This is a genomic window from Paenibacillus sp. MAHUQ-45, from assembly GCF_058133325.1.
In genome coordinates this window covers 218,018-240,104 of sequence record NZ_JBYUPV010000004.1, presented here as the reverse complement: position 1 = coordinate 240,104, position 22,087 = coordinate 218,018, and the positions used below count along the sequence as shown (strand labels likewise).

At 51.1% G+C, this 22,087-nt stretch carries 22 protein-coding genes and 1 riboswitch; of the genes, 10 read left to right on the top strand and 12 right to left on the bottom strand.

The window, feature by feature from the left end:
* Window positions 1-79 precede the first annotated feature (79 nt).
* The 6 genes from glpK to AC3Y23_RS11860 form a co-directional block, all read right to left on the bottom strand.
* Window positions 80-1,573: a glycerol kinase GlpK gene (glpK, locus tag AC3Y23_RS11885; RefSeq protein WP_379199008.1), complete on the bottom strand. Its 1,494-nt coding sequence runs from the start codon at window positions 1,571-1,573 to the stop codon at window positions 80-82.
* A gap of 15 nt (window positions 1,574-1,588) precedes the next feature.
* Window positions 1,589-2,152 carry a glycerol-3-phosphate responsive antiterminator gene (locus AC3Y23_RS11880; RefSeq protein ID WP_379199006.1) on the bottom strand — a complete coding sequence of 188 codons (564 nt, stop codon included), beginning with the start codon at window positions 2,150-2,152 and terminating at the stop codon, window positions 1,589-1,591.
* A 228-nt stretch (window positions 2,153-2,380) separates the two neighbouring features.
* The gene (locus AC3Y23_RS11875) at window positions 2,381-2,983 is read right to left on the bottom strand and encodes an alpha/beta hydrolase (RefSeq protein WP_379199004.1); all 603 of its coding nucleotides are present in this window, start codon (window positions 2,981-2,983) and stop codon (window positions 2,381-2,383) included.
* Window positions 2,980-3,930, bottom strand: coding sequence for a ring-cleaving dioxygenase (locus AC3Y23_RS11870; protein WP_379199002.1), 951 nt, complete (start codon window positions 3,928-3,930; stop codon window positions 2,980-2,982). The genes AC3Y23_RS11875 and AC3Y23_RS11870 overlap by 4 nt, the downstream gene beginning before the upstream one ends.
* A 17-nt stretch (window positions 3,931-3,947) precedes the next feature.
* Window positions 3,948-4,349 (bottom strand): DoxX family protein, encoded by a 402-nt coding sequence (locus AC3Y23_RS11865; RefSeq protein WP_379199000.1) that lies wholly within the window; start codon window positions 4,347-4,349, stop codon window positions 3,948-3,950.
* Window positions 4,350-4,497: 148 nt separating this feature from the next.
* The gene (locus AC3Y23_RS11860) at window positions 4,498-4,974 is read right to left on the bottom strand and encodes a MarR family winged helix-turn-helix transcriptional regulator (protein ID WP_379198998.1); all 477 of its coding nucleotides are present in this window, start codon (window positions 4,972-4,974) and stop codon (window positions 4,498-4,500) included.
* Between the two features lie 371 nt (window positions 4,975-5,345).
* On the opposite strand from AC3Y23_RS11860, the gene AC3Y23_RS11855 reads away from it, so the two are divergent.
* The 5 genes from AC3Y23_RS11855 to AC3Y23_RS11835 all read left to right on the top strand — a co-directional run bounded on the left by AC3Y23_RS11855 (window position 5,346) and on the right by AC3Y23_RS11835 (window position 9,024).
* Complete coding sequence (locus AC3Y23_RS11855; RefSeq protein ID WP_379198996.1) at window positions 5,346-6,026, top strand: futalosine hydrolase; 681 nt, start codon at window positions 5,346-5,348, stop codon at window positions 6,024-6,026.
* Window positions 6,026-6,877, top strand: coding sequence for a 1,4-dihydroxy-6-naphtoate synthase (locus AC3Y23_RS11850; protein ID WP_379198994.1), 852 nt, complete (start codon window positions 6,026-6,028; stop codon window positions 6,875-6,877). Before AC3Y23_RS11855 ends, AC3Y23_RS11850 begins: the two co-directional genes overlap by 1 nt.
* Window positions 6,878-7,187: 310 nt before the next feature.
* On the top strand, window positions 7,188-8,009 hold the full coding sequence (locus AC3Y23_RS11845) for a class I SAM-dependent methyltransferase (protein WP_379198992.1): 822 nt from the start codon (window positions 7,188-7,190) through the stop codon (window positions 8,007-8,009).
* 374 nt (window positions 8,010-8,383) lie between these two features.
* Entirely contained in the window at window positions 8,384-8,641 is a 258-nt protein-coding gene (locus AC3Y23_RS11840) for a hypothetical protein (RefSeq protein WP_379198990.1), read from the top strand.
* A complete protein-coding gene (locus AC3Y23_RS11835) occupies window positions 8,638-9,024 on the top strand; it encodes a retropepsin-like aspartic protease (RefSeq protein WP_379198988.1) in 387 nt (128 codons plus the stop codon). The genes AC3Y23_RS11840 and AC3Y23_RS11835 overlap by 4 nt, the downstream gene beginning before the upstream one ends.
* A gap of 148 nt (window positions 9,025-9,172) precedes the next feature.
* On the opposite strand, the gene AC3Y23_RS11830 is transcribed toward AC3Y23_RS11835, so the two are convergent.
* Genes AC3Y23_RS11830 through AC3Y23_RS11815 form a run of 4 tightly spaced genes read right to left on the bottom strand, consistent with a single transcriptional unit; the run spans window position 9,173 to window position 12,987 of the window.
* Window positions 9,173-10,246: an ABC transporter substrate-binding protein gene (locus AC3Y23_RS11830; RefSeq protein WP_379198986.1), complete on the bottom strand. Its 1,074-nt coding sequence runs from the start codon at window positions 10,244-10,246 to the stop codon at window positions 9,173-9,175.
* Entirely contained in the window at window positions 10,243-11,070 is an 828-nt protein-coding gene (locus AC3Y23_RS11825; protein ID WP_379198984.1) for an ABC transporter permease, read from the bottom strand. The genes AC3Y23_RS11830 and AC3Y23_RS11825 overlap by 4 nt, the downstream gene beginning before the upstream one ends.
* Complete coding sequence (locus tag AC3Y23_RS11820) at window positions 11,067-11,873, bottom strand: ABC transporter permease (protein ID WP_379198982.1); 807 nt, start codon at window positions 11,871-11,873, stop codon at window positions 11,067-11,069. The genes AC3Y23_RS11825 and AC3Y23_RS11820 overlap by 4 nt, the downstream gene beginning before the upstream one ends.
* A complete protein-coding gene (locus AC3Y23_RS11815; RefSeq protein ID WP_379198980.1) occupies window positions 11,863-12,987 on the bottom strand; it encodes an ABC transporter ATP-binding protein in 1,125 nt (374 codons plus the stop codon). Before AC3Y23_RS11815 ends, AC3Y23_RS11820 begins: the two co-directional genes overlap by 11 nt.
* 292 nt (window positions 12,988-13,279) lie before the next feature.
* Here AC3Y23_RS11815 and AC3Y23_RS11810 point away from each other — a divergent pair, with 292 nt between their 5' ends.
* Both AC3Y23_RS11810 and AC3Y23_RS11805 read left to right on the top strand, forming a co-directional pair.
* Window positions 13,280-14,380, top strand: a complete 1,101-nt coding sequence (locus tag AC3Y23_RS11810) for an FUSC family protein (RefSeq protein ID WP_379198978.1) — start codon at window positions 13,280-13,282, stop codon at window positions 14,378-14,380.
* A 311-nt stretch (window positions 14,381-14,691) separates the two neighbouring features.
* Window positions 14,692-14,783: riboswitch (cyclic di-GMP riboswitch) on the top strand.
* A 101-nt stretch (window positions 14,784-14,884) separates the two neighbouring features.
* Entirely contained in the window at window positions 14,885-16,741 is a 1,857-nt protein-coding gene (locus AC3Y23_RS11805; RefSeq protein ID WP_379198976.1) for a flagellar assembly protein A, read from the top strand.
* Between the two features lie 85 nt (window positions 16,742-16,826).
* Here AC3Y23_RS11805 and AC3Y23_RS11800 read toward each other — a convergent pair whose 3' ends face one another.
* Window positions 16,827-17,726, bottom strand: a complete 900-nt coding sequence (locus AC3Y23_RS11800) for a DMT family transporter (protein ID WP_379198974.1) — start codon at window positions 17,724-17,726, stop codon at window positions 16,827-16,829.
* Between the two features lie 89 nt (window positions 17,727-17,815).
* Between AC3Y23_RS11800 and AC3Y23_RS11795 the strand changes: the two genes are divergently transcribed.
* Window positions 17,816-18,697 carry a LysR family transcriptional regulator gene (locus tag AC3Y23_RS11795; protein WP_379198972.1) on the top strand — a complete coding sequence of 294 codons (882 nt, stop codon included), beginning with the start codon at window positions 17,816-17,818 and terminating at the stop codon, window positions 18,695-18,697.
* 5 nt (window positions 18,698-18,702) lie between these two features.
* Window positions 18,703-19,677: an aldo/keto reductase gene (locus tag AC3Y23_RS11790; RefSeq protein WP_379198970.1), complete on the top strand. Its 975-nt coding sequence runs from the start codon at window positions 18,703-18,705 to the stop codon at window positions 19,675-19,677.
* Window positions 19,678-19,738: 61 nt separating this feature from the next.
* On the opposite strand, the gene AC3Y23_RS11785 is transcribed toward AC3Y23_RS11790, so the two are convergent.
* Window positions 19,739-20,920, bottom strand: a complete 1,182-nt coding sequence (locus AC3Y23_RS11785; protein ID WP_379198968.1) for an MFS transporter — start codon at window positions 20,918-20,920, stop codon at window positions 19,739-19,741.
* Window positions 20,921-21,049: 129 nt separating this feature from the next.
* Here AC3Y23_RS11785 and AC3Y23_RS11780 point away from each other — a divergent pair, with 129 nt between their 5' ends.
* Window positions 21,050-21,961, top strand: coding sequence for a LysR substrate-binding domain-containing protein (locus tag AC3Y23_RS11780; RefSeq protein ID WP_379198966.1), 912 nt, complete (start codon window positions 21,050-21,052; stop codon window positions 21,959-21,961).
* Window positions 21,962-22,087 lie beyond the last annotated feature (126 nt).

The following is a 22,087-nucleotide window of genomic DNA, read 5'->3' as shown; positions in this document are numbered from 1 at the left end:
GCGCAGCGGCTGTTGTGGTTTCTCCAGTTCTCCAACCTATTGTATTAACTTGTTGAGGTAAGTATACCATGCCTACTTTTTAGTGAAAAGCCTGTGCGGCACGCACCGCTTTTTTCCATCCACTGTACAGAGCATCTGCTGCCCCTTCGTCCATCGTTCTGTCGAAGGCGCGCTGAATCTGCCATAAGGCAGAAATCTCATCTTGATCCTGCCAGAACCCTACAGCTAGCCCCGCGAGATACGCCGCTCCAAGCGCCGTGGTCTCGCTAATCACTGGCCGCTCTACCGTAACACCCAGCATATCGCTCTGGAACTGCATCAGGAAGTTATTTCGGGCCGCGCCACCTCCCACCCGCAGCTTCTTAAGCGAAATACCGGAATCCTCCTCCATGGCCGCAAGTACATCACGGGTCTGGTAAGCCAGCGATTCCAAAGTCGCACGGATCAAATGCTCCTTCGAGGTACCTCGTGTCAGGCCGAATACCGAACCCCGGACCTCACTGTCCCAATACGGCGTGCCCAGGCCAACAAAGGCAGGTACCACGTAGACGCCTTCTGTTGAATTCACCCGCGAAGCGTATTCTTCGCTAACTGCGGCATTCTTGATCATCCGCAGCCCGTCACGAAGCCACTGAATCGCCGATCCAGCGACAAAGATGCTGCCCTCCAGCGCGTACTCGACCTTCCCGTTCAATCCCCAGGCAATCGTGGTCAGCAATCCATTCCCTGAGGTAATCGCCTGCTCTCCGGTATGCATCAGCATAAACGCCCCGGTGCCGTATGTATTGTTCGCGGTCCCTTGCTCAAAGCAGGTCTGCCCGAATAATGCGGCCTGTTGGTCACCCGCAGCGCCCGAGATCGGTACAGCGGCATTGAAAAAATGCTGCCGGTTCGTATAGCCATAGACTTCGGAGGACGACCGGACTTCTGGCAGCATGGAGCGCGGAATATTCAGCAGCGCCAAGAGCTCCTCATCCCACTGCAACTCGTGGATGTTGTACATCAGCGTTCGTGATGCATTAGAGTAATCGGTAACATGAGTGCTTCCGTCGGTCAGTCGCCAGATTAACCAAGTGTCCATCGTCCCGAACAGCAGATCTCCGCGTTCTGCCTTCTCCCGCGCGCCCGGAACATGGTCCAGAATCCACTTTACCTTTGTGCCCGAGAAGTACGCGTCGAGACGCAGCCCCGTCTTCTGTTTGAAGACTTCTTCATGACCCTGAGCCTTGAGTTCTTCGCAAATCTCTGTTGTTTGTCTGGACTGCCAGACGATTGCATGATACGCCGGCATCCCTGTGGTTCGATCCCAAACTACAGTCGTCTCCCGCTGATTGGTGATCCCGATGGCGGCAACCTCTTCCGGAGAAATCGCCGTCTCGGTGAACAATGACGAGATGACCGCCAGAATGGAGATCCAGATCTCATTGGCATCATGCTCCACCCAGCCAGGTTGGGGAAAATGCTGCTTGAATTCCTGCTGGGCAATATGAATAATCGTACCTGTACGATCAAATAGAATGGCTCTTGAGCTGGTCGTGCCTTGGTCCAAGGCCAGAATATACTTTTTGTCCATGCTGCACCCCCAGATTCATTTTTTCTTCGCGTAATGCCGGCACAGATCCATTTGGGAAGTCGTCACAGCGGTTGCCCCTGCTGCCAATGCTTTCTCCACATCGTCCACCGTACGGATCAAGCCGCCAGCAAAAATCGGGATACCTGTACGCTCCCTCACTTCTGTGATGAGGCCCGGGATGACACCCGGAAGCACCTCAATATAATCGGGCTGTGTCCGTTCTAGCAGAGCATAGCTTTTGTCCAGAGCGCTGGAGTCCAGCAGAAATACCCGCTGAATGGCCAGCAAGCCGTTTTGCCTTGCTTTGAGGATCACATTGGCTCGGGTTGAGATCAAACCTGCAGGCTTGATGCTCTGGCATAGAAAATCTGCGGCGGCCTCATCATTCTTCAATCCCTCTACCAAATCCATATGCAGCAGCAGCTTTTTCCGGTGCGATTTTGCCAGATCAACAATGTCCTTCAGTTGCCCGATATGACTCTCGAGCAGCACAATATATTCGTAGGAGGATTGCAATAGCTTCTCCAGATGCTTCATCTTTCGGATAGCAGGTAAAACAGTCTGTCCCTCAATGGACATGGGCGCTGCCCCTTTCCTAGCATGAGTGTGTCGCTCTATCCGCTACTACCAATATAACATTTATTACAGCAGAAAGAGCAGATAACGCGCACGTCCATCGCCCTGCCGAGATTAGCAAATGGATATACTGTTTCTGCTCTCTATTACCCTTTGAATTCATTCAATACGCCGAACTTGTTTGAAAATGTAGTTGTCCGCTGTCGCTGTACACACGCAGCCCCAATAGGCTTATTGAAGCTTCAGCCAGTCCCTGGCCGCTTCCGCCTCTTCCACATTCAGACGGTGCCCCTGATTGCCCCAATACGTATTCACAACTGCACCTGCGCCCTGCAGCAGTTCTTCCAGCTCCCGGCTCTCATGCGCCGGAACCATGTGATCATTCATCGATGTTCCGATGAAGACCGGAAGACCGCTCATATCCGCCAGCTCAAGACCCCGCAACGGCACCATTGGGTGCAGCAGTACTGCGGCCCGGTAGGCCTTTCCATAGTGGAACAGCAGGCTTCCGGCAATATTGGCGCCATTGGAATAACCAACGACAACCACATTGTCGACTGAGAACCCGTACTTGACTGCCGCCTCGTCCAGGAACTGCTTAAGCTCCTGCGTGCGGAAGATCAGATCTTCTTCATCGAATACCCCTTCGGACAACCGCCGGAAGAAACGGGGCATCCCGTTCTCGAGCACATTGCCACGGATGCCGAGCACGGATGAACCTGGGGAGAGCAATTCTGCCAGCGGCAGCAAATCCTGCTCATCACCTCCGGTTCCGTGGAACATAACCATTACGGGCTGCGTCTCATCTGTCCCCTTACGAAATACATGTATCATCTTGGTCTCACTCCAATCTCTCGAATGTCAAACGGCTGCAAATTAGCTTCAATCGCTGCACGATGCGGCTCGTACCAGGCAGGGAGCATCAGCTTCTCACCTAGCGCGTCCGGGTCCTCGTCGCGGGCAAATCCAGGAGGGTCGGTCGCAATCTCAAACAGGATACCGCCTTCTTCACGGAAGTAAATAGCGTTGAAGTACTGGCGGTCCTGGACAGGCGTTGGCTGGTAGCCGTGGCTCTGCACAAGATGACTCCAGGCAAGCTGTTCGGCATCATCACTGGCCCGCCAGGCAATATGATGTACCGTTCCTGTGCCTCCCGAGCCATGCGGTACAGGCTCTGCCTTCAGATCAATAATATTGCCGATTTCCCCTGCTGCCCTGAAGCGGATATAACCGTCACCTTCCGCAATGACTTCCATACCCAGTGTACGGGACAGCGTATCCGCTGTCTTAGCTGGCTCTGTGCTGTACAGGACCGCCCCGCCAAAGCCCTTGATAGCGTGTTCAGCAGGAACACCGCCAAAGGACCAGGTGCTAAGCGGGCCCTCTTCACGCTCCACAAGCTCAATTCGCAGACCGTCGTAGTCAGCAAAGGACAAGTAGGATTCGGAGATTCGACTGACTTTGGTTACCGAGATCTGGTATGCTGCGAGTCGCTGCTCCCAGAAGTCCAGCGATCCGACCGGAATGGCATAGGTGGTTACACCAACCTGCCCGCCGCCAATTCTCCCCTTACGGCCCATCGACCAAGGAAAGAACGTAATAATCGTGCCGGGAGACCCGCTTTCGTTCCCGAAATAGAGGTGGTACACCTCAGGTGCATCGAAATTGATTGTTTTTTTCACCAGCCGCAGTCCGAGAATACCAGCATAAAAGTCAGCATTCCGCTGCACGTCGCCCACAAAAGCTGTAATATGATGAATACCTGCGCTTCGTAATGTCATATTGATCTACCCCTCTCTTAGTTAAACCACAGTGCGTCAAGTGAAATCGATCCGGCCCCGGTCAGAGCCACTCCGGCGGCAACTACCAGCAGGGTCAATGGAAACTCAATCCCGCCCGCCGTTGCCCAGAACCCGTTCGGCGCGTGAACCTTCACAATCGCTCCAAACATGGTGGCAATAATCAGCGCCGAAGCTAGCGGAGTCAGCAGCCCGAAGGTGAACAGCACTCCGCCAACCAGTTCCATCACTCCCGCCAGCACCGCCATGGCTACACCAGGCTTCATGCCGATGGACTCCATCCAACCTCCGGTTCCCTTGGGGCCATAACCTCCGAACCAGCCAAACAGCTTTTGGCTACCATGTCCGATGAAAGAAATCCCGATCACCAGTCTGAGCAACAATAAGCCTACGCTAACCATTTTTACCCCACTCCATTCTCTTTGATTTAATTATCTTAACATTAAGATATTAGGCAAAAAAATTAAGTCCTTCTTGTTTAGATCGATTTCTTTGCTCCTAACACTATTGTTACCGGCCTTTAGGCAAGGACAGCAGTTCATTGCCGCCCTATACGCCTTTGCCAAGTCTCTTCAGTAGTTCGGTTGCTTGTTCCTTCTCTTCCGTATTTAATCCGCCCATCAAACGATGCAGGGAAGAAACATGAAGCGGAAAGATATTATCGAATAGCTCCCGGCCTGCAGTTGTAATCTCAGCATAGGTTACCCGCCGATCGTCGCTGCACGGAACACGCTTCAGCAAGCCCTTATTCTCCAGCTTGTCGATATTGTACGTAATACTGCCGCTAGTCACCAGAATCTTCTCTCCGATCTGCTGCAGCGGAATGCGGGTTCTGTGATACAGTACTTCCAGAATCATAAATTCAGCGGAAGACAAGCCGTGACTCTTCATATCCTTCACTGCCAGATCCATTAAGGTCTTATAGGCTTTGGAGAGGACAACGAACAATTTCAGGGAAGATGCTTCATCCCGTTCCTGCTCTGCTCCGTTCGCATTTCCTTGTAAAGGCTCTTGTTCAATGCTCATGGGTTTCCACCTCCCCGTAATTACTTTATGAATGAATCAATTTCATAAATCCATAAGTGAGCGTCTAATCATCGATATCTAGTTGTACATGATTTGGGTATAACTAGATATCATACCTATTCGGATTGAAATCCGCATTATGAAATTGCTTCGAATGAAAGTGCATTTGTCTTTAAGTTAATTATCTTTAATTTAAGATAAATATATACCCCATCCTTACCATTGTCAACAATCTTCCGTGGGAATTTTGTCCGAATTGACCTGGCTCGCAAAACGGCGTATTCTTTGTCTTACGAATATCTAAAATGTAAGCCTCTTCATTTCTTAACAAATACCACTATATTACTTTTCGTTTTTAAGGAGGCCTACTCATGACATCTGCTACACCAAATGACGCCGCGGGGCAGGCTGAGCGGCGTGTACTGATCGTGACTGCGGTCGCGGCAGAACGCGACGCCATCCTGCGCGGACTGCAGGGCAGCAGTAGGTTCCACGTAGTGGCTGCGGGCGCGGGCACCGCAGCCGCTGCGGCGGGTACCGCCGCGGCCCTGGCAGCCGGCTCCTACGGCTGCGTGATCAACGCCGGGATCGGCGGCGGGTTCCCGGGGGTGGCCCCGGTAGGCTCGCTGGTGATTGCCAGCGAGCTGATTGCGGCCGACCTCGGGGCGGAGACGCCGGAGGGCTTCCGCAGTGCTGCCGAGCTTGGCTTCGGCAGCGTGACCGTGCCGGCGGATTCCGGCACGGTGGAGGTCGTTACGGCCGCGCTGAGAGCGGCCGGTCTTACCGTCAGCACAGGTCCTGTGCTGACGGTGTCCACGGCGACCGGCACGGCAGAGACGGCCGCCGCTCTTGCGGCGCGCCATCCCGGGGCGGCCGCCGAAGCCATGGAAGGCCACGGGGTTGCCGTGGCCGCACAGGCGCTGGGGCTCCCGGTGCTGGAGCTCCGCGCGATTTCGAACCCGGTCGGTCCCCGCGACCGGGCAGCTTGGGCCATCGGCGAAGCGATGGACGCGCTTGCGGCAGCAGCCGCTATCCTAAAGGAGGTGCTGTAATGAATAACGAGCTTAATATTGCATTTTCCCCTTGTCCAAATGATACCTTTGTATTTCATGCCTGGGCGCATGGGCTGGTGGCGGATGCCCCGGCACTGAATGTGATGTACGCCGATATCGACATTACAAACGGACTCGCTGCCGACGGCACTGGACCGGAAGTACTCAAAATCTCCTACGCCGCCCTGCCTTGGGTGTTGGAGAAATACCGCCTTCTGCCCTGTGGTGGCGCGCTGGGCCGCGGCTGCGGACCACTAGTGCTGACCGGCAACGGACCGCTCGCGGTAAGACGTCCGGCCGGACTCGCCGGACGCAGAATCGCTGTACCTAGTGAACGATCCACTGCCTATCTGCTGTTCCGCTTGTGGGCAGCCCAGCACGTTCCAGGTGGTGTGGGAGAGATCGTCGTCATGCCTTTCGATGAGATCATGCCTGCCGTGCGCGACGGAAAAATCGATGCCGGGCTGGTAATTCACGAAGCACGCTTCACCTATTCTTCCTATGGTCTTAATCTCTTGACCGACCTAGGCAGCTGGTGGGAAGAAGATACTGGACTTCCAATCCCGCTCGGAGCGATTGTCGCTCGCCGCGACCTGGATGCCGAAGCCATCTCCGGATGGATTCGCAGCTCCCTGCAATACGCCTGGGATCATCCGACGGAATCCCGCGATTACGTGCTGAGCCATGCTCAGGAGCTATCCCCGGAAGTGGCAAAGTCTCATATCGATCTCTACGTCAACGACTTTAGCATGAACCTCGGTGACAGTGGCTATGATGCCATCACATCTTTACTGACCCGAGCCGCTGCTGAAGGTCTTGTTCCGGCAATAGACCCCGAGTTGCTCCGGTAGCCTTCGACAGTTACGGTGAAACCCTCTACAACTAGGTTGCTCAGGTAGCACCCGAGGGCTATTGTGGACCTATACAACTATATTGTTCCCGGAATTACTCCAGTAACACCGGTAATCTACAGGACTGCCCTCTACAAACCATACCATCCCCGGTCATGCCATTTGGCACCGGGGATTCTTAATATGTAAGCCACCTAATAATGTGACTTTGCGAAATAAAACTGCTATTCTTGCATTGAATCAGGAAGGTGTATAGTAACTATAGACTCAGGAATAGATGAGCTCACTTTACCCCAAGGAGGAGAACCCTATGATTCCTGCCAGAAACAGCAAGGCCAATATCGACCGTTTTCTTGGCTTTCAGGAGGACTATGATCGCTACCGCCCTGAAGCCCCACAACTGGTAACTGAATTGCTTACCACTTACCTCGGGCATCGCCCCGCCCTTGTCGCAGATATTGGTTGTGGCACCGGACTGTCCACCTTTATCTGGAACCATGCCGCAGATGCCGTGCTGGGCGTTGAGCCAAATCCTGACATGCTGGGCAAAGCGCAGGAGAAGCTTGCAGAGATGTCGGATGCTGCAGCAATATCTTTTGTACAAGGCTATTCCAACCAATTGCCCTTCGCAACAGGCAGTGTAGACATTGTCACCTGCTCGCAGTCCTTTCACTGGATGGAGCCTGTGAGCACACTCCAGGAAGTCTCCCGTGTCCTGCGGGACGGAGGTGTGTTCGCTGCATATGACTGTGATTGGCCGCTAGCTCTGCAAGCCAATGTCGAAGTTCTCTATAACAACTTGATCGACAAGGCCAATGAGATATTGGACACGCTGGTACCAGCATCGGAAAGAGCACACAAGTGGGGTAAAGAGAGCCACCTGGACAGCATCAAGAACAGCGGATTGTTCTCCTTCGCTCGTGAAATCGTATTTCACAATAAGGAGACCTGTGATGCAGCGCGATATATCGGCCTGGCCCTCAGCCAGGGAGGCATCCAAACCGTGTGGAAGCTCGGCTCCAAGGATCTTGACAACTATATCACCGAATTCCAGACCGCGGTTGAGCAGCATTTTCAAGGCAGAACTCTGGATGTGTTGATCAGCTACCGGATGCGGCTGGGGGTTAAATAAAACATATTAGTGTTTTCGCGCTTAAAGCTCTACACAAACCTATATTCATTGTTCAAACAGGAAACGGGCTTAATCAGCGATCGTAAGATCCTCCGATCCTGCATCGTTACTATTCACCTGGCAACAACCGCTGAGTTTGGTTTTGAGTCCTCCTCCAAAATACACATTAACTAGACTGGTCAGAGAACGGAATTTACCCTATACTGACCAGTAAGAGACGAAGAACGTCCCGATCCCTTTAAGCAAGGGATTCGGGGCGTTTTTTTATGTTTATGAAAGGGTGAGAATAGTGGGATTTGAGGAAGCATTTCCTGATATTTTTGTAATGAAAAATGGTATAATAACAGCAATTATCCAACCCGGAGGTGTCCAGGATGCGATGGGATGAAATTAAGGAGCGTTTTCCCGATGAATGGGTCGTTCTTGAGGCAACTAAAGCATATTCAAAGGAAGGGCACCGTTATATTGAAGAGATGGACGTCATTGAATCCTTTGACGATTCTACTAAGGCATTGAAACGATATAGTGAGTTACACAAGGAGGCCCCCCACCGAGAGTATTGTTTCTTCCACACTTCCCGTCCTAGCGTGGTGGCGAAGGAAAGATATGTAGGAATACGAGGGTTAAGATGAACATTATAGAAAGATACGAACTCCCCTTTATTAGCCTCGTTGTAGCATTTCGGGGGACAGAAGTGCAGCTCGGAAAAGTACTCTTGGATACTGGATCTGCCAGCACACTACTGAACGCCGATATTGTAAGAGACATAGGAATGGTACCCGAAGAAAACGACGTAGTTGATATTATTCGAGGTGTGGGCGGGGTCGAGTATGTTTACACTAAAACTCTAGATTCCTTAACGCTCGGCGATACGGCACTTAATAATTTTCAAGTTGAAATCGGAAATATGGACTATGGCATGGAAATCGACGGCATACTCGGTTTTAATTTCTTAAAACAAGCCGGTGCCATCCTTAATCTCAGGCTAATGAAAATAAAAATAACAGGTTGCTAACTACACTCAAACCTCTTAACCCTGCTCCCCAATCCAAAGAAGCGCCCAACCGCGGTACTCCGCAGTTGGGCGCTTCTTTTGTCCATCAGCCTTCTCGTAAGAGGACTGATGATTACTTTAGTTCACCATCCCCATATACGGACGGTGATTATTTCTTGTTCATCTTGAACTTCAAGAACAACTCGTTATAATGGGCGAGCATTTTTTTGCCCAGGTTGTCGTAGACCTCCAGGTGGTCTGTGATTTCGGGCGGCGGGTAGAAGCGAGTGTCCTCGGAAACATCCGGCGGCAGCAGCTTCAGCGCCGGAGCGTTCGGCGTGGAGTAGCCGACGTACTCGGCATTTTTTGCCGCTACATCAGGACGCAGCATGAAGTTGATGAACTTGTGCGCACCTTCCACATTGCCCGCTGTACGCGGAATGACCATATTGTCGAACCATTTGTTCGACCCTTCCTTCGGCACAACGAAGTCCAGCTTGTCATTGTCGCCCATAATCTCCGAGGCGTCGCCTGACCAGACGATACCTACTGCGGCTTCTTCGTTCGCCAGCAGCATTTTGATCTCGTCCCCGACGATGGCCTTCACGTTCGGCGACAGCTTGTTTAGCTTGGTCAGCGCTTCCTGCAAGTGTTCCTCGTTGGTATCGTTAACGGAGTAGTGCAGGCTGTTCAGCGCCATGCCCATGACCTCACGTGCCCCATCCACGAGGAAAATGTTATTCTTCAGACGGCTGTCCCACAGGGAATCCCAGCTGCTGAAATCCATCCCCTTCGTCATCTCCGGGTTGAAGATAATCCCGACTGTTCCCCAGAAATAGGGAACGGAATAAAGATTATCCGGATCAAACGACAGATTCATGAACCGTGGATCGATATTAACGAGATTCGGGATTTTACTGTGATCCAGTGGCAGCAGTAGGTTCTCTTCCTTCATCTTCGAAATGGCATAATCCGAAGGAATCACGACATCAAAGGTCGTTCCCCCCTGCTCTACCTTGGTCAGCATCGCTTCGTTGGAATCAAAGGTCTGGTAAATGACCGTAATCCCGGTCTCTTTCTCGAACTCCTTCAGCATGGCGGGATCAACATAATCGCCCCAGTTGTAGATGGTCAGCGTGTTTTTTCCCGTGTAGCCCTGGTTGGAGTTCATCCATGACCCCAGATACATCAAGCCAAAAGCGACGATGACAATGGCGAGAAAAGCATTAACCAACTGTTTCATCTAGGCACCCCCGCTTCTGACACCGATTCTGCAACCGGAGCGGCTGTGCGGTTCTTGCGAGTTGTCAGGAAGTAATAACCGACCACAAGCAGAATGGTGAAGAGGAAAATCAAGGTCGAGAGCGCATTGATAGACAACGATACGCCCTGTCTCGCTCTGGAATAAATCTCAACCGACAAGGTCGAGTATCCATTACCGGTCACAAAGAAGGTAACCGCAAAATCATCCAGCGAGTAGGTTAGCGCCATGAAGAATCCACTAAAAATACCCGGCTTGATGATCGGCAGAATGACCTTGGTCAGTACATCCCGGCGGCTGGCACCCAGATCGCGGGCCGCATCGGTCAATGTAGGGCTCATTTCCTGCAAATGCGGCAGAATCATCAGCACCGCAATCGGGATACTGAAGGCCACGTGCGAGAGCAGCACGGACATGAAGCCCAGCTTGATCCCGACAATCGTGAACAAGATCAGAAACGAAGCCCCGATGATGACGTCTGGGCTCACGATGAGTACATTGTTCAACGACAACAGGGTGTTCTTCGCCCGGCGGCTACGGATGCGATAGATGGCCAGCGCACCAATCGTCGCAATCAACGTGGCAATCGCCGAAGACAGCAGCGCAATGACCAGTGTATTGATCACGATAATGATCAGCCGGGTATCCTGAATCACCTCACGGTAATATTCCAGGGTGAAGCCTTCGAACTTGTGCATCGTCCCCCCGCTGTTGAACGAGTAGTACATCAGATAAACAATCGGTGCATACAGCACAGCGAACACTAAAACGAGATACAGATTCGAGAATCCGTTTCTTTTCCTCATCTCTGCACCCCTTTCCGTGCGCCGCCCCACAGAATCATGAACAGCGCCATAATCGCAATCAGAAATACGGCTACTGTGGAGCCCATGCCCCAATCCTGTGTAACCAAAAAGTGCTGCTCAATCGCGGTACCGAGCGTAATGACCCGGCTACCGGCGATGAGGCGCGTAATCATAAACAGAGATAGCGCCGGGATGAATACCGCCATACAGCCAGAACGCACACCCGAAATCGTCAGTGGAAAGACCACCCGCCGGAAGGTTGTCCAGCCGGACGCTCCCAGATCACGCGCGGCATCGAGCAGAGACAGATTAAGCTCCTCTAGCGCACTGAAGATCGGCAGAATCATGAACGGAATAAAGATGTAGACCGACACGAACACAAAGCTGAAGCCCGTGAACAAAATTTGCTGCTCACCGATCCCAAGCACATCGAACAGGTTATTGATCGGTCCGAAGGTGCCGAAGATCCCGATGAAAGCATATGTTTTCAGCAGCAGATTAATCCAGGTCGGCAAAATAATCAGCAGCAGCCACAGCTGCTTATGCTTCGTTCTCGTCAGCAGATAAGCCGCCGGATAGGCGACCAGCAGCGAGAATAGTGTGATCAGAAACGCGTACCAGAAGGAGGTCAGCGTCATTTTCAAATATACAGGTGTAAAGAAATTCACGTAATTGTCCAGCGTCAAATGACCGTCCAGATCAAACAGAGAATAGTAGATGACTAGCAATACCGGAGCAATAACAAACAAGGCAATCCACAAATAATAAGGGATGAGATAGAACGACCGGCCCTTATTGTTCATGACTCTCCACCTCGCCGTAAGCTTCCAGACGTCTGTCGAACTCTTCCTCCGTTTCCCCGAATCGCATAACATGAATCGCTTCAGGATCGAAATAAAGGCCAATTTCACTGCCGACAGTAGCTTGACGTGTGGAATGGACCAGCCATTCATGCCCGGACTCGTCATAACAGCTGATCTCATAATGCACACCCCGGAACAGCTGGGAATCGACGCGCACGCGCAGCTTGCCTTGCTCCAGAGTCGTAATTTCCAAGTCTTCTGGGCGAATGACGATCTCTACGGACTCATTTGGGCGTAGCCCAGCATCGACACACTCAAAATGGCGCCCGTTGATCTCCACCAGGTAATCTTCGATCATAACCGCCGGAACAATATTGGATTCGCCAATGAAGTCAGCCACGAAACGGTTAATCGGTTCATCATAAATATCGTGCGGTGTGCCGCTCTGCTCGATTTTGCCCTTGTTCATGACAAAGATCCAGTCCGACATCGCCAGTGCTTCTTCCTGATCGTGCGTGACGAAGATAAACGTGATCCCCAGTCGCTGCTGCATCTCTCGCAAAATGTACTGCATCTCCGTCCGCAACTTCAAATCCAGCGCCGACAAGGGCTCGTCCAGCAGCAAGACCTGTGGCTCGTTGACGATGGCACGGGCGATGGCTACGCGCTGCCGCTGACCGCCGGACATTTCGTTAATGGCCCGCTGTTCGTAGCCTGCAAGGTTCACAAAGCCCAGCGCCTCCTGTACCTTTTGCGTGATGACATCTTTCTTCATCTTCTTGATGCGCAGACCAAACGCCACATTCTCGAACACATTCAGGTGCGGGAACAAAGCATAGTCCTGAAATACTGTGTTGACCTGCCGCTCGTTGGCAGGAATGTGGTTAATCACCTGGCCGTTCAGTATGATCGAGCCGCTTGTCGCCTCTGCAAAGCCTGCAATCAGCCGCAGAATCGTCGTTTTACCGCAACCGGACGGACCCAGCAATGTATAAAATTTGCCCCGCTCAATCTCGAAACTGACCTCTTTGAGCACAGCCTCTTCATCGTCGTATTGCTTCGTTACCTTCTCAAAAGAAATAATAGTGCCTTCCTGGGTAGCTATAGCTAACAACCTCCCTGCCTTTAGTAATACAATCCTATTTTACCCGCTTCCTGCGGGGAACAATCGATATCGGCATGCCCAGTGCGGATAAGCGACAATTCCTCCTTTCGTTCGACACTCCATATAGGTATAGCATAATAGATAGCTTCCCCTTATGCGATAGCTTAGATTGTTAACATCCCCCAGAAACTTAACAACTTCGTAAAACTTATCAGGATTTTCGTCAAAAATGAGGTGATATAATGAAAACGGATGAAAGTTAATTGATGTTTTCCTATTTTTGCGAAAGAAGATGAAGAACATGAACGAGGGGTTACTGGACCGCCTTGAGAAATTTGGTTTTTCCCTATATATGATACGTGTGACGCTAGCTGCATCGCTCTCTTGGGTGGTGGTGCACAGTCTTTATAGCAATCATTATCTGTACTTTGCTCCGCTAGCTGCCATTCTGATTACCCAAGGTACTGTTAAGGGCTCTGTAGAAAAAGGAATCTACCGGCTCCTCGGCATCATTCTTGGCGGGATCGTCGCTCTGATCGTCGGTAAGTTCTTTGACATAAGCGGGCTCTCTATCCTGCTTATGCTGCTCATCGGCATTGGCATCGCCACCGCCTGCCGCGTGAATATTCAGGCCGTGACCCAAGTAGGCGTCACCTCTGTTATGGCCCTTTCCTTCTATCAAAACGATTATGTAGTCTCTAGAATATTCGAAACCTTCATCGGCGTACTGATTGCCGTCCTCATCAATATGATTATCGTTCCGCCGAAGGGGTTCGTCAAGGTAAAAGCCTTGGCACTTGAAGGAAGCCTGCTGCTCGCAGATGCACTGAGAGGACTTGCCGCCGGAGAACAAAGTACGGAGAAGGGCAAAGCCGTATCGAAACAAGCCGGGGAGCTGCTGACACGAAGCCGCAAGCAACAGAAAGAGATTCACTACACACTATCCCATTACCAATGCCGTAATGAATTGCACAAGCTGAGCACAGCTACTACTCATCTGAAAACCGTTCATGCCTATGTGAAGGAAATTGCCGATGAGATTGCTCTGCTTCCACCGCATTATGCAGCTGCAGAAGGGCTGGCTGGTTCGCTGGAAGCCACCGCGGATTGCATCGCACTGTACGGAACGAAGACCCTGTCCGATATCGAGTGCACCCGTTCCCTCCCAGACGCCCTGCGCCATGCACGGGAATTACAGCTCTCTTGCTTCTCAGAGCTTCAGAGACATTGCCCTCTGACAGCCATGCGCGATCTCGGTGCAGTGTTCTCCCACTTGAACCGGGTGCTGGAAGAGGTGGAGCGGGCGGAATATGCCACCTGTTCAGTTGTACCGCATGAGGCCAAGACCAATATCGCACAAGGTATTCATTACATGAAAAAAGGACTCTCCCAAAAGCTATAAACGGGAGCGTCCTTTTATTTTACTAAAACCATCTTACGCGTTATAATTAAGGAAATGTGGAATATATAGGTACTTCTGTGGACTATTTGATCCCATGAGAGACGTCCCGGGCCATCCGGCTTAGACGCCTCTCTTTTACATGTGGACGGTCTGGGTGAATTTATTTATTTTATATTGTCAATTCGTTACTTTAGCACTAAAATTAAAAGGATTTAATGCCGACAATTTTATATATACGACGTACCGGCGCCTTCTTTTTTTGTCGATTTTAGTCGATTAAAGTGCCTGATGCTGAGTATACATCATTGATCCATTTTTAAAGGCAAACTATTCGAAAGGGTAGGACGCAAAGCAATGGGCCTAAGAATGCACAAGCTGCATTTATGGTTGCCAGGCTGCCAATTAGACGCCTGCATGGCGGATATCCCTAGCGGATATCGCATCTTAACCCGGTGCTCTCTATGTACAGATGCCTTTGATTATACAAAGAAGCGAGGTAACAGAATGTCGCAACACCCTAATCGAAATGACGTAAAAGAATTTGCCCGGCCATTGCCGATAGAGCCCTCCGAACAAATCTTGAATAGTGCTCCACAATCTCTACCACTGGACGACACGAACAATAAGGACGGCATCATCATTATTCAAAATAATCAATTTTTCATCACCTCACCTTTATCTGGCGGCAAACCTGCTGTCATCTCTCCCGTTCCTCCCGTTGTCCTTAGGAAGAACCGGCAGATCATTACTGCCCCTACCGAAGTATTGTCATCCGACCGCCTGGAGTGGGAGATTGAAGAGCCCGCACCGTATGAGATTACAGTCTCCGAAGACAAGTTATCGGCTTTCCTTACCCTGCGACGGTTGGAACAGTACGCCTGGCGCCTGAAGGATTGTGCAGCCACGAATAACATTGCGGTTAGTGCGGAGCAGGACAAGAAAGCCCTGCTGTCTACAGTCCGCATCGAACAGGTCCTTGCCGACTTTGACAAAAAATCCATCTCCCAGAATCTCAATATTCCAGCGATTTACGAGGCATTGAACCACCCTACCGGACGGCCTGTCCGTGTAGCGGAAGGTACCGCGCCCAAACCCGCGATCAATGCAAGAATCGAGATCCCTTTTTCCGAGGAAGCCCTGACCGCAGAAATCTTCCATAGAAACGTGAGTGGACAGGAAGAGCAGAATTACCCGGACATCCCAGAAGTCCAAGAGGGCGACATCGTAGCTATCAAGCATCCACCCATCGAAGGGGTTCCCGGATATGATGTGTATGGACATCTGCTGCCTGCTGCCCCACCTGAGGATTTCCAGCTTATAGCCAAGGAGCATACACAGCTTATATCCGGTCTGAAGGTCATGGCGCTTCGTACAGGCAGACCCCGCCTGACAGGAGTGAAGGGCAGAACCTTTGACATTGCCGCAGCGCACAGGGTTCTGGGGAATGTCAATCCTGAGACCGGCCACATCGTATTCCCGGGGGACGTTGCTGTTCACGGCGATGTGGAAGAGCAGATGATTATTGAAGCGATTGGAAATGTCTATATTTACGGAAACGTGAAGAATGCGACCATCGTTGCAACCGGGAGTATTTGGATACATGGCGATGTGGTGGAGAGCAGACTGTATTCGGGATATCATGGAGTTTTGAATAACCGACTCTACCATCTGTCAAAACAGATCCTAGAGGAAGGCAATCTGCTACGGAAGGCAGCCAAGGTGTTGGCCAAAAAGTTAGAAAACCGCCAACAGCCTGTGAATTACGGCCAGGTCATTCAGCTTTTGCTTGATACCAAATATAAACGATTTGCGATTCTGATCCCCGAGCTTCTGCATGTTCTCTCCGATATCAAGCATTCCTACCCTCAGGATATAAAACAGTTGAAACGATTGCTCGAGGTCTTTTTGCAGCCGGATCAATTTATCGGGATGTTGAATGATGCGGTTGTGGAATCCTTCCTGAAGCTGCTAAAGGATATGTACAACGGCATTACGGTTATGCTGGAGAGCAAAGTCCGAATTGATCTGCCCTATAGCGACAATAGCATCATTCAATCTGGTGGCAACATCACCATTTATGGGAAGGGTACTCGGCAAAGCAATCTGCAGTCCGATGGAGACATTGCCTACACAAGCCGCAATGCGGTCTGCGAGGACTCCAATTTAGAGGCCACAGGTGCCATCACCGCGCAGACGGTTGGCGGGACAAGTGAAACCAACTCCGTCCTGAAGGCCGGAAAGAGACTTGTTCTGCACAAAATGAGCGGCGGCAGAATCAGTGTTGGCGGCTACTCAGAAGAGGTTACCGGATTGCTGGAGAACGCCGTGATCACACCACAGACGCTACAGCGCCGACAATAAATGAAATAAAAAGAAAAGGAGGTCCCTTGCAGCATTGTCAGCAGGGATCTCCTTTTACTATTCAATATAAGGCATATGGTCTTGATCAGTTAGCCGACAGTTTGGCCGAACGCCTGAACTTCACATTCACCAGGACAATACTACACACAATTAGCAGCAGTCCGATGACTAGGTTAAGCGTGATTTGTTCTTTAAGGAAAATTACACTGGTGCCAATCGAGATTAACGGAATCAAGAAGGTGAACGAACCTACCTTGCCCGCCTCCCCTTCATTAATCAGCTTGAAGTACACGACCCAGCCTATCGCGATCACAAAAATCGAAATGAACAAGGTATCGGCAATAAAAGCACCATTCCACACAATATCTCCCCAACGTTCAGTCACGGACCCCGAAACCGTCAGGATCAGTCCGCCGATCGTAATCTGCATGGCGGTCATCCATAGCGTATCTACACGGGCAGACCGCAGCTTCATATAGATCGTGCCAAATGCCCAGCTTAACGCACTGGCAAGGGCGAGAAGAATGCCCCAAGGGGAAATGCTGCCTGTAAATCCGCCGACGCTCAGGGAGGCTACTCCGATGAAACCCAGCATCAGTCCGGCAATTTTGAGTGCATACATGCTCTCCCCCAGCCACATCCAGGAGAAGATTCCTAGCAGGACTGGCTGCAAAAAAACAATCGAAGAGAACAGACCGGCCGGCACATATTGTAGCCCAATGGTCTGAAAGCCATAGTAGAAGACAATGCTGAGAATGGCAGAGACAAGATAGATCGGCCACAGCTCTTTAAAGCGCAGGCTCTTCCATCTGGGTAGAGCGAGCAGTATGAGCAGCACACCGCCAATCAGCGTGCGAATCCCTGCGAACAGCAAGGGTGGCGCGTAGGCCAGTGCAATCTTGGACAAGGGCCAGTTAACGCCCCAAACAATAACAAGAAATAAGAGCAGCAGTATATTTTTCTTCTGCATAGATGTAGGTTTCATCTCCTTGAATCGGCTTCATGTCAAATGATACAATAATCATACTCATAATAGAAATAAATATTAATCATAAGGGGCATATCAAAAATGATATGAACAACAATCAGATTCGCTTATTCGTTAAAATCGCCGAAAGCGGCAGCTTCACTAAAGCCGGATTAGAGCTAAACATGACCCAGCCCGCTGTCAGCCGGGCCATTTCAACGCTGGAAGAAGAGCTAGATGTGAAGCTCCTGCTCCGTGACCGGCGCAACGGTCTGGCGCTTACCGATGTAGGAAAGCGTGTCCTTGTTCTCTTTCGTGAAATTCTGGCCGGCTTCGACAAAGTTAATCAGGAGATCGCTCTGGAGAAGGGCCTCGAGAAAGGCCGAATCCGCATTGGCGCTTTTCCCGTGGCTGCCGCTTATTTTTTCCCAAAGATTATCCGTTCAATCGCCTTACAATATCCCGGTGTGGAGATTGAAATGTACGAAGGCTCTGTCACTGAGGTTAAGGACTGGCTGGATTCCCGCTTTATTGATGTCGGATTGATCCTGCCTCCCATTGGAGATTTTGAGACCTTCCCCCTCTTCCGTGAGCAATTGTTCGGTGTGGTGCAGGAGGATAACCCGCTTGGCAAACAAAAAATTATTCATGTAAGTGATCTTCAGGAGGAAACTCTGCTAATCTGCAGAGCTGGTTACGAACCGCCGGTAGAGGACCTGTTCCGCCGCAGCGGCAGCACACTGAACCCCAAGTATGTGGTGAGCAATTTCGCCACCGCATTGAACATGGTCAAGGAAGGATTGGCCGTTAGCATTATGTCCGAGCTGTCGCTAATCTCAATACCCTCGGGCGTAATCGTACGAGAGCTGTCCCCGGATGCCTACCGCGACATCCATATCGCCGTCCAATCGCTGGAGGATTCATCTATTGCGGTGAAGCTCTTCATCGAGACGGCGCTGCAATTATTCACCAATAAAAATATGGAGTGAAGGCTATGAACTATCATCGACTTGGAAACAGTGGACTTCAGGTATCTGCACTCGGTTTAGGAACGAATGCCTTCGGCAAACGGGCTGACGAGGGTACTTCCATCGAAATTGTCCATGCAGCCCTGGACGGAGGTATTAACTTCATTGATACTGCCAATATCTATGCTGGAACAGAGTCGGAGCGGATTATCGGCCAGGCCCTGAAAGACAGGCGCCACCATGCGGTACTCGCTACCAAGGCAGGACTAATCCGCAGTGAGGGCCCGAACGGAAGCGGATCCTCCCGCCATCATCTAATGCAAGAGCTGGAAGGTAGTCTGCGCCGCTTGAAAACAGATTATGTTGATCTGTACCAGATTCATACCTTTGATCCCTATACTCCACTGGAAGAGACCCTGCGTACGCTGGACGATATGGTCTCCTCAGGCAAAGTCCGCTATATCGGTGCCTCCAACTATGCCGCCTGGGAGCTGATGAAGGCTCTTGGCATCAGCGAAGCACACCGCTTCACCAGATATGTCTCCATTCAGTGCAGTTACTCGCTGGCTGACCGGACACCGGAGAATGAGCTGCTACCACTCTGCCTCGATCAAGGCCTCGGTATCATTCCATACTTCCCACTTGCCGGGGGTATCCTGACCGGCAAATATAAATCGGTCAGCGATGTCCCGCAAGGCTCACGGGTCGAGACCGATCCAAGCTTCTCCCGCTTCCTCAGCAAGGAGCGGATCGCGCTTGGCGAGACCGTAAGCCAATTGGCGGCAGCGCTAGATACTACGCCTACCGCCTTGTCTCTCGCCTGGCTGATGAATAGGCCGGCTGTCTCCAGCGTCATCGTAGGCGCTACCCGTGTGGATCAGCTGCAGGAGAATCTCACAAGCACCACGCTGGCGCTTGATGCAGAGACACTCCGTAAGCTGGAGGAAGCTAGTAACGCCTTTCGTTACGGCGAACCATTCGCCTACTACCGCTTGTCATAAGCATCATAAAGCTGAAAAACAGCAAGTCCCTGATTTCGGGACTTGCTGTTTTTCAATTTATTCAAGGACGCGTCGGCTTTGGCTCTCCCGTCACTGCTGCAACTGGGGTTCTTGATCCTCTACCAATCCATAATTGGACACCAATCATTAGAACAATCACGACCATAAGCCCCATCAAGGCCAACCGGAACTCACCCGTCCAGTCATAAATCCGACCGATCAGAAGCGGACCCGCAGCACCTAGAATATAACCACCGCCCTGGTTCATGGCTGACCAGGAACTGACTTCCTCAGGCCGCTGTGCCTCAATAATCGGCAGCATCAGCGCTAGTGGGAACAAGCCCCCTGCTCCAATCCCGAGCAGGATTGCACTCAGGAATGGCGATACTGCACTGATTAGCGTAATGATCCCAACCAGTTCGAACAAGCTGCACAGCACCAGCCAGAAGGTGCGCCGTTTATATTTAGCTACCATAATCGGAATGATAATACTGACCGGGATCTGAATTAAAGTAAACAGGGTTAGCAGATTACCCGCCTCATGTCTGGTATACCCCATGGATGATACAATCGGGGCCAGCCAGGCCGTCAACGAATAGAAGATACTGGCCATCATTCCGAAGAATACGGTTAACAGCCAAGCTCGTTTATTAGTCAGCGGCAGCGTAAAATCGGCGTTGTTATTAACCGGCACAGGCTTCGAGGCGACCTTCCACCAGACAAGAATGGCGGCAATCGCCAGGACTGCCCATATGGCCAATGATTTCTGCCATGATTCGCCCAGTAAGGTATACAGAGGGACTGATAATCCTGCCGCCAGTGAAGCTCCGAACACCAGCGAGGCGGAGTAGACGCTGACCAGCGCGGAACCGCTGGGAAAATGAGCTTTAATAAAACCTGACAAGAGCGGTCCGGCAATCCCGATCCCGATGCCTGACAGGAACGCTGTCAGAATCAGGATCCCGGAGGAGCTCGTTACTGCCCGGGCGGCTGTAGCCGCACCAATCAGGATCATGGAGTACAGAATGGCTCGCTCCATACCGATTTTGCGACTGATCTTAACAGCAAGAGGAGCAAAGACGCCCATACATAATACAGGTAACGTGGTCAGCAGACTAGCAGATAACCCGCTCATCCCGAGATCACCCTGGATATTGCTCAGCAGCGGAGCCACAGACGTAATGACCGGGCGCATATTTAAAGAGGCCAGAAACAACGCGGCCAGTAAAAGCACGATTGGCATGTGGATCATCTCCTGTTCAAAGTAGTATCATTTCTGCTTCCTGAGTATACGACCCTGCATAAGAATTGTTCAATACTATTGTTTGTATTATTATCATAGAAAATAACTATGATTGGTAAGGAGCAGAGCATGGAGACACGACATCTGCATTATTTTCTTGCGTTATGCGAAGAACTGCATTTCACCAGGGCTGCAGAACAGCTCGGCATCAGTCAGCCAACCTTAAGCCAGCAGATTCGGGTGCTGGAAGGTGAATTAAATATGCCCCTTTTTGACCGTATTGGTAAAAAAATCGCACTTACGGAAGCCGGGGTTCTGCTCAAAGCCTATGCCTCCCGGATGATCCAGGATGAGCAGAACGCCAAAAATGCCATCAACGAGCTTCGTTCCGACAGCCGTGGAACAATCCGGCTGGGTCTGCTTCCCTCTGACCTCGATTATCGCCTTACACCGCTCCTCGTACAATTTCACCAGGAGTTTCCCAATATACGACTACAGGTATACGCCACCACTCTGATTCGGCAAGAGGTGCTGGATAACAAGCTGGATATCGGGATCAGCCTCAAAGGCCCGCGAGACCCTATGCTGGTCGAAGAGGATCTAGGCATCGAGCTGTACCAGTTGATCATTCGCAAAGATCATCCCTATGCTGACCGCAAATCTATTGAATTATCCGAGCTGCCTGATCTTCCTCTGGTCATGTATCCGCGAGGCTTGCTTGGTCGGGAGCTGGTGGAGGATTGCTTCCGGGAAGCAGGGCTGGAGATCACGCCCCTCATGGAGACCGGATCAGCTACCTCTGTACTCCAACTGGTCAAAGCGGGGATTGGAGGCACGATCCAGCCTGCCAGTCTGCTCAATCATCTGGAGGACCGCAGCTTCTGCTCCATTCCGATTATTAATCATCCTCCACAACGTGAATTGAGACTAATCTACCGGAGTGACCGATTCATCAGTCATGCCACGGGCATTTTCATCGAGCGACTTAGAGAATTTCTGATTAGTGACCTTACCGAAGTGAAAACAGAATCTGATGCTTAGGGATAATAGCTGGACTATATAGTGAGATTGGCTCAGACAATAGCACTGAATAGTTGTTATGAATAGTCAGGAAGGCCTTACGATTATAGACACAAAGCCCCCTCCAAGTTAGTATTAACAAATATA

What these genes read in the sequence shown, in the direction of transcription:
- glpK (WP_379199008.1), bottom strand. Translation starts at nt 1,573, where the DNA reads ATGGACAAAAAGTATATTCTGGCCTTGGACCAAGGCACGACCAGCTCA.
- AC3Y23_RS11880 (WP_379199006.1), bottom strand. Translation starts at nt 2,152, where the DNA reads ATGTCCATTGAGGGACAGACTGTTTTACCTGCTATCCGAAAGATGAAG.
- AC3Y23_RS11875 (WP_379199004.1), bottom strand. Translation starts at nt 2,983, where the DNA reads ATGATACATGTATTTCGTAAGGGGACAGATGAGACGCAGCCCGTAATG.
- AC3Y23_RS11870 (WP_379199002.1), bottom strand. Translation starts at nt 3,930, where the DNA reads ATGACATTACGAAGCGCAGGTATTCATCATATTACAGCTTTTGTGGGC.
- AC3Y23_RS11865 (WP_379199000.1), bottom strand. Translation starts at nt 4,349, where the DNA reads ATGGTTAGCGTAGGCTTATTGTTGCTCAGACTGGTGATCGGGATTTCT.
- AC3Y23_RS11860 (WP_379198998.1), bottom strand. Translation starts at nt 4,974, where the DNA reads ATGAGCATTGAACAAGAGCCTTTACAAGGAAATGCGAACGGAGCAGAG.
- AC3Y23_RS11855 (WP_379198996.1), top strand. Translation starts at nt 5,346, where the DNA reads ATGACATCTGCTACACCAAATGACGCCGCGGGGCAGGCTGAGCGGCGT.
- AC3Y23_RS11850 (WP_379198994.1), top strand. Translation starts at nt 6,026, where the DNA reads ATGAATAACGAGCTTAATATTGCATTTTCCCCTTGTCCAAATGATACC.
- AC3Y23_RS11845 (WP_379198992.1), top strand. Translation starts at nt 7,188, where the DNA reads ATGATTCCTGCCAGAAACAGCAAGGCCAATATCGACCGTTTTCTTGGC.
- AC3Y23_RS11840 (WP_379198990.1), top strand. Translation starts at nt 8,384, where the DNA reads ATGCGATGGGATGAAATTAAGGAGCGTTTTCCCGATGAATGGGTCGTT.
- AC3Y23_RS11835 (WP_379198988.1), top strand. Translation starts at nt 8,638, where the DNA reads ATGAACATTATAGAAAGATACGAACTCCCCTTTATTAGCCTCGTTGTA.
- AC3Y23_RS11830 (WP_379198986.1), bottom strand. Translation starts at nt 10,246, where the DNA reads ATGAAACAGTTGGTTAATGCTTTTCTCGCCATTGTCATCGTCGCTTTT.
- AC3Y23_RS11825 (WP_379198984.1), bottom strand. Translation starts at nt 11,070, where the DNA reads ATGAGGAAAAGAAACGGATTCTCGAATCTGTATCTCGTTTTAGTGTTC.
- AC3Y23_RS11820 (WP_379198982.1), bottom strand. Translation starts at nt 11,873, where the DNA reads ATGAACAATAAGGGCCGGTCGTTCTATCTCATCCCTTATTATTTGTGG.
- AC3Y23_RS11810 (WP_379198978.1), top strand. Translation starts at nt 13,280, where the DNA reads ATGAACGAGGGGTTACTGGACCGCCTTGAGAAATTTGGTTTTTCCCTA.
- AC3Y23_RS11805 (WP_379198976.1), top strand. Translation starts at nt 14,885, where the DNA reads ATGTCGCAACACCCTAATCGAAATGACGTAAAAGAATTTGCCCGGCCA.
- AC3Y23_RS11800 (WP_379198974.1), bottom strand. Translation starts at nt 17,726, where the DNA reads ATGAAACCTACATCTATGCAGAAGAAAAATATACTGCTGCTCTTATTT.
- AC3Y23_RS11795 (WP_379198972.1), top strand. Translation starts at nt 17,816, where the DNA reads ATGAACAACAATCAGATTCGCTTATTCGTTAAAATCGCCGAAAGCGGC.
- AC3Y23_RS11790 (WP_379198970.1), top strand. Translation starts at nt 18,703, where the DNA reads ATGAACTATCATCGACTTGGAAACAGTGGACTTCAGGTATCTGCACTC.
- AC3Y23_RS11785 (WP_379198968.1), bottom strand. Translation starts at nt 20,920, where the DNA reads ATGCCAATCGTGCTTTTACTGGCCGCGTTGTTTCTGGCCTCTTTAAAT.
- AC3Y23_RS11780 (WP_379198966.1), top strand. Translation starts at nt 21,050, where the DNA reads ATGGAGACACGACATCTGCATTATTTTCTTGCGTTATGCGAAGAACTG.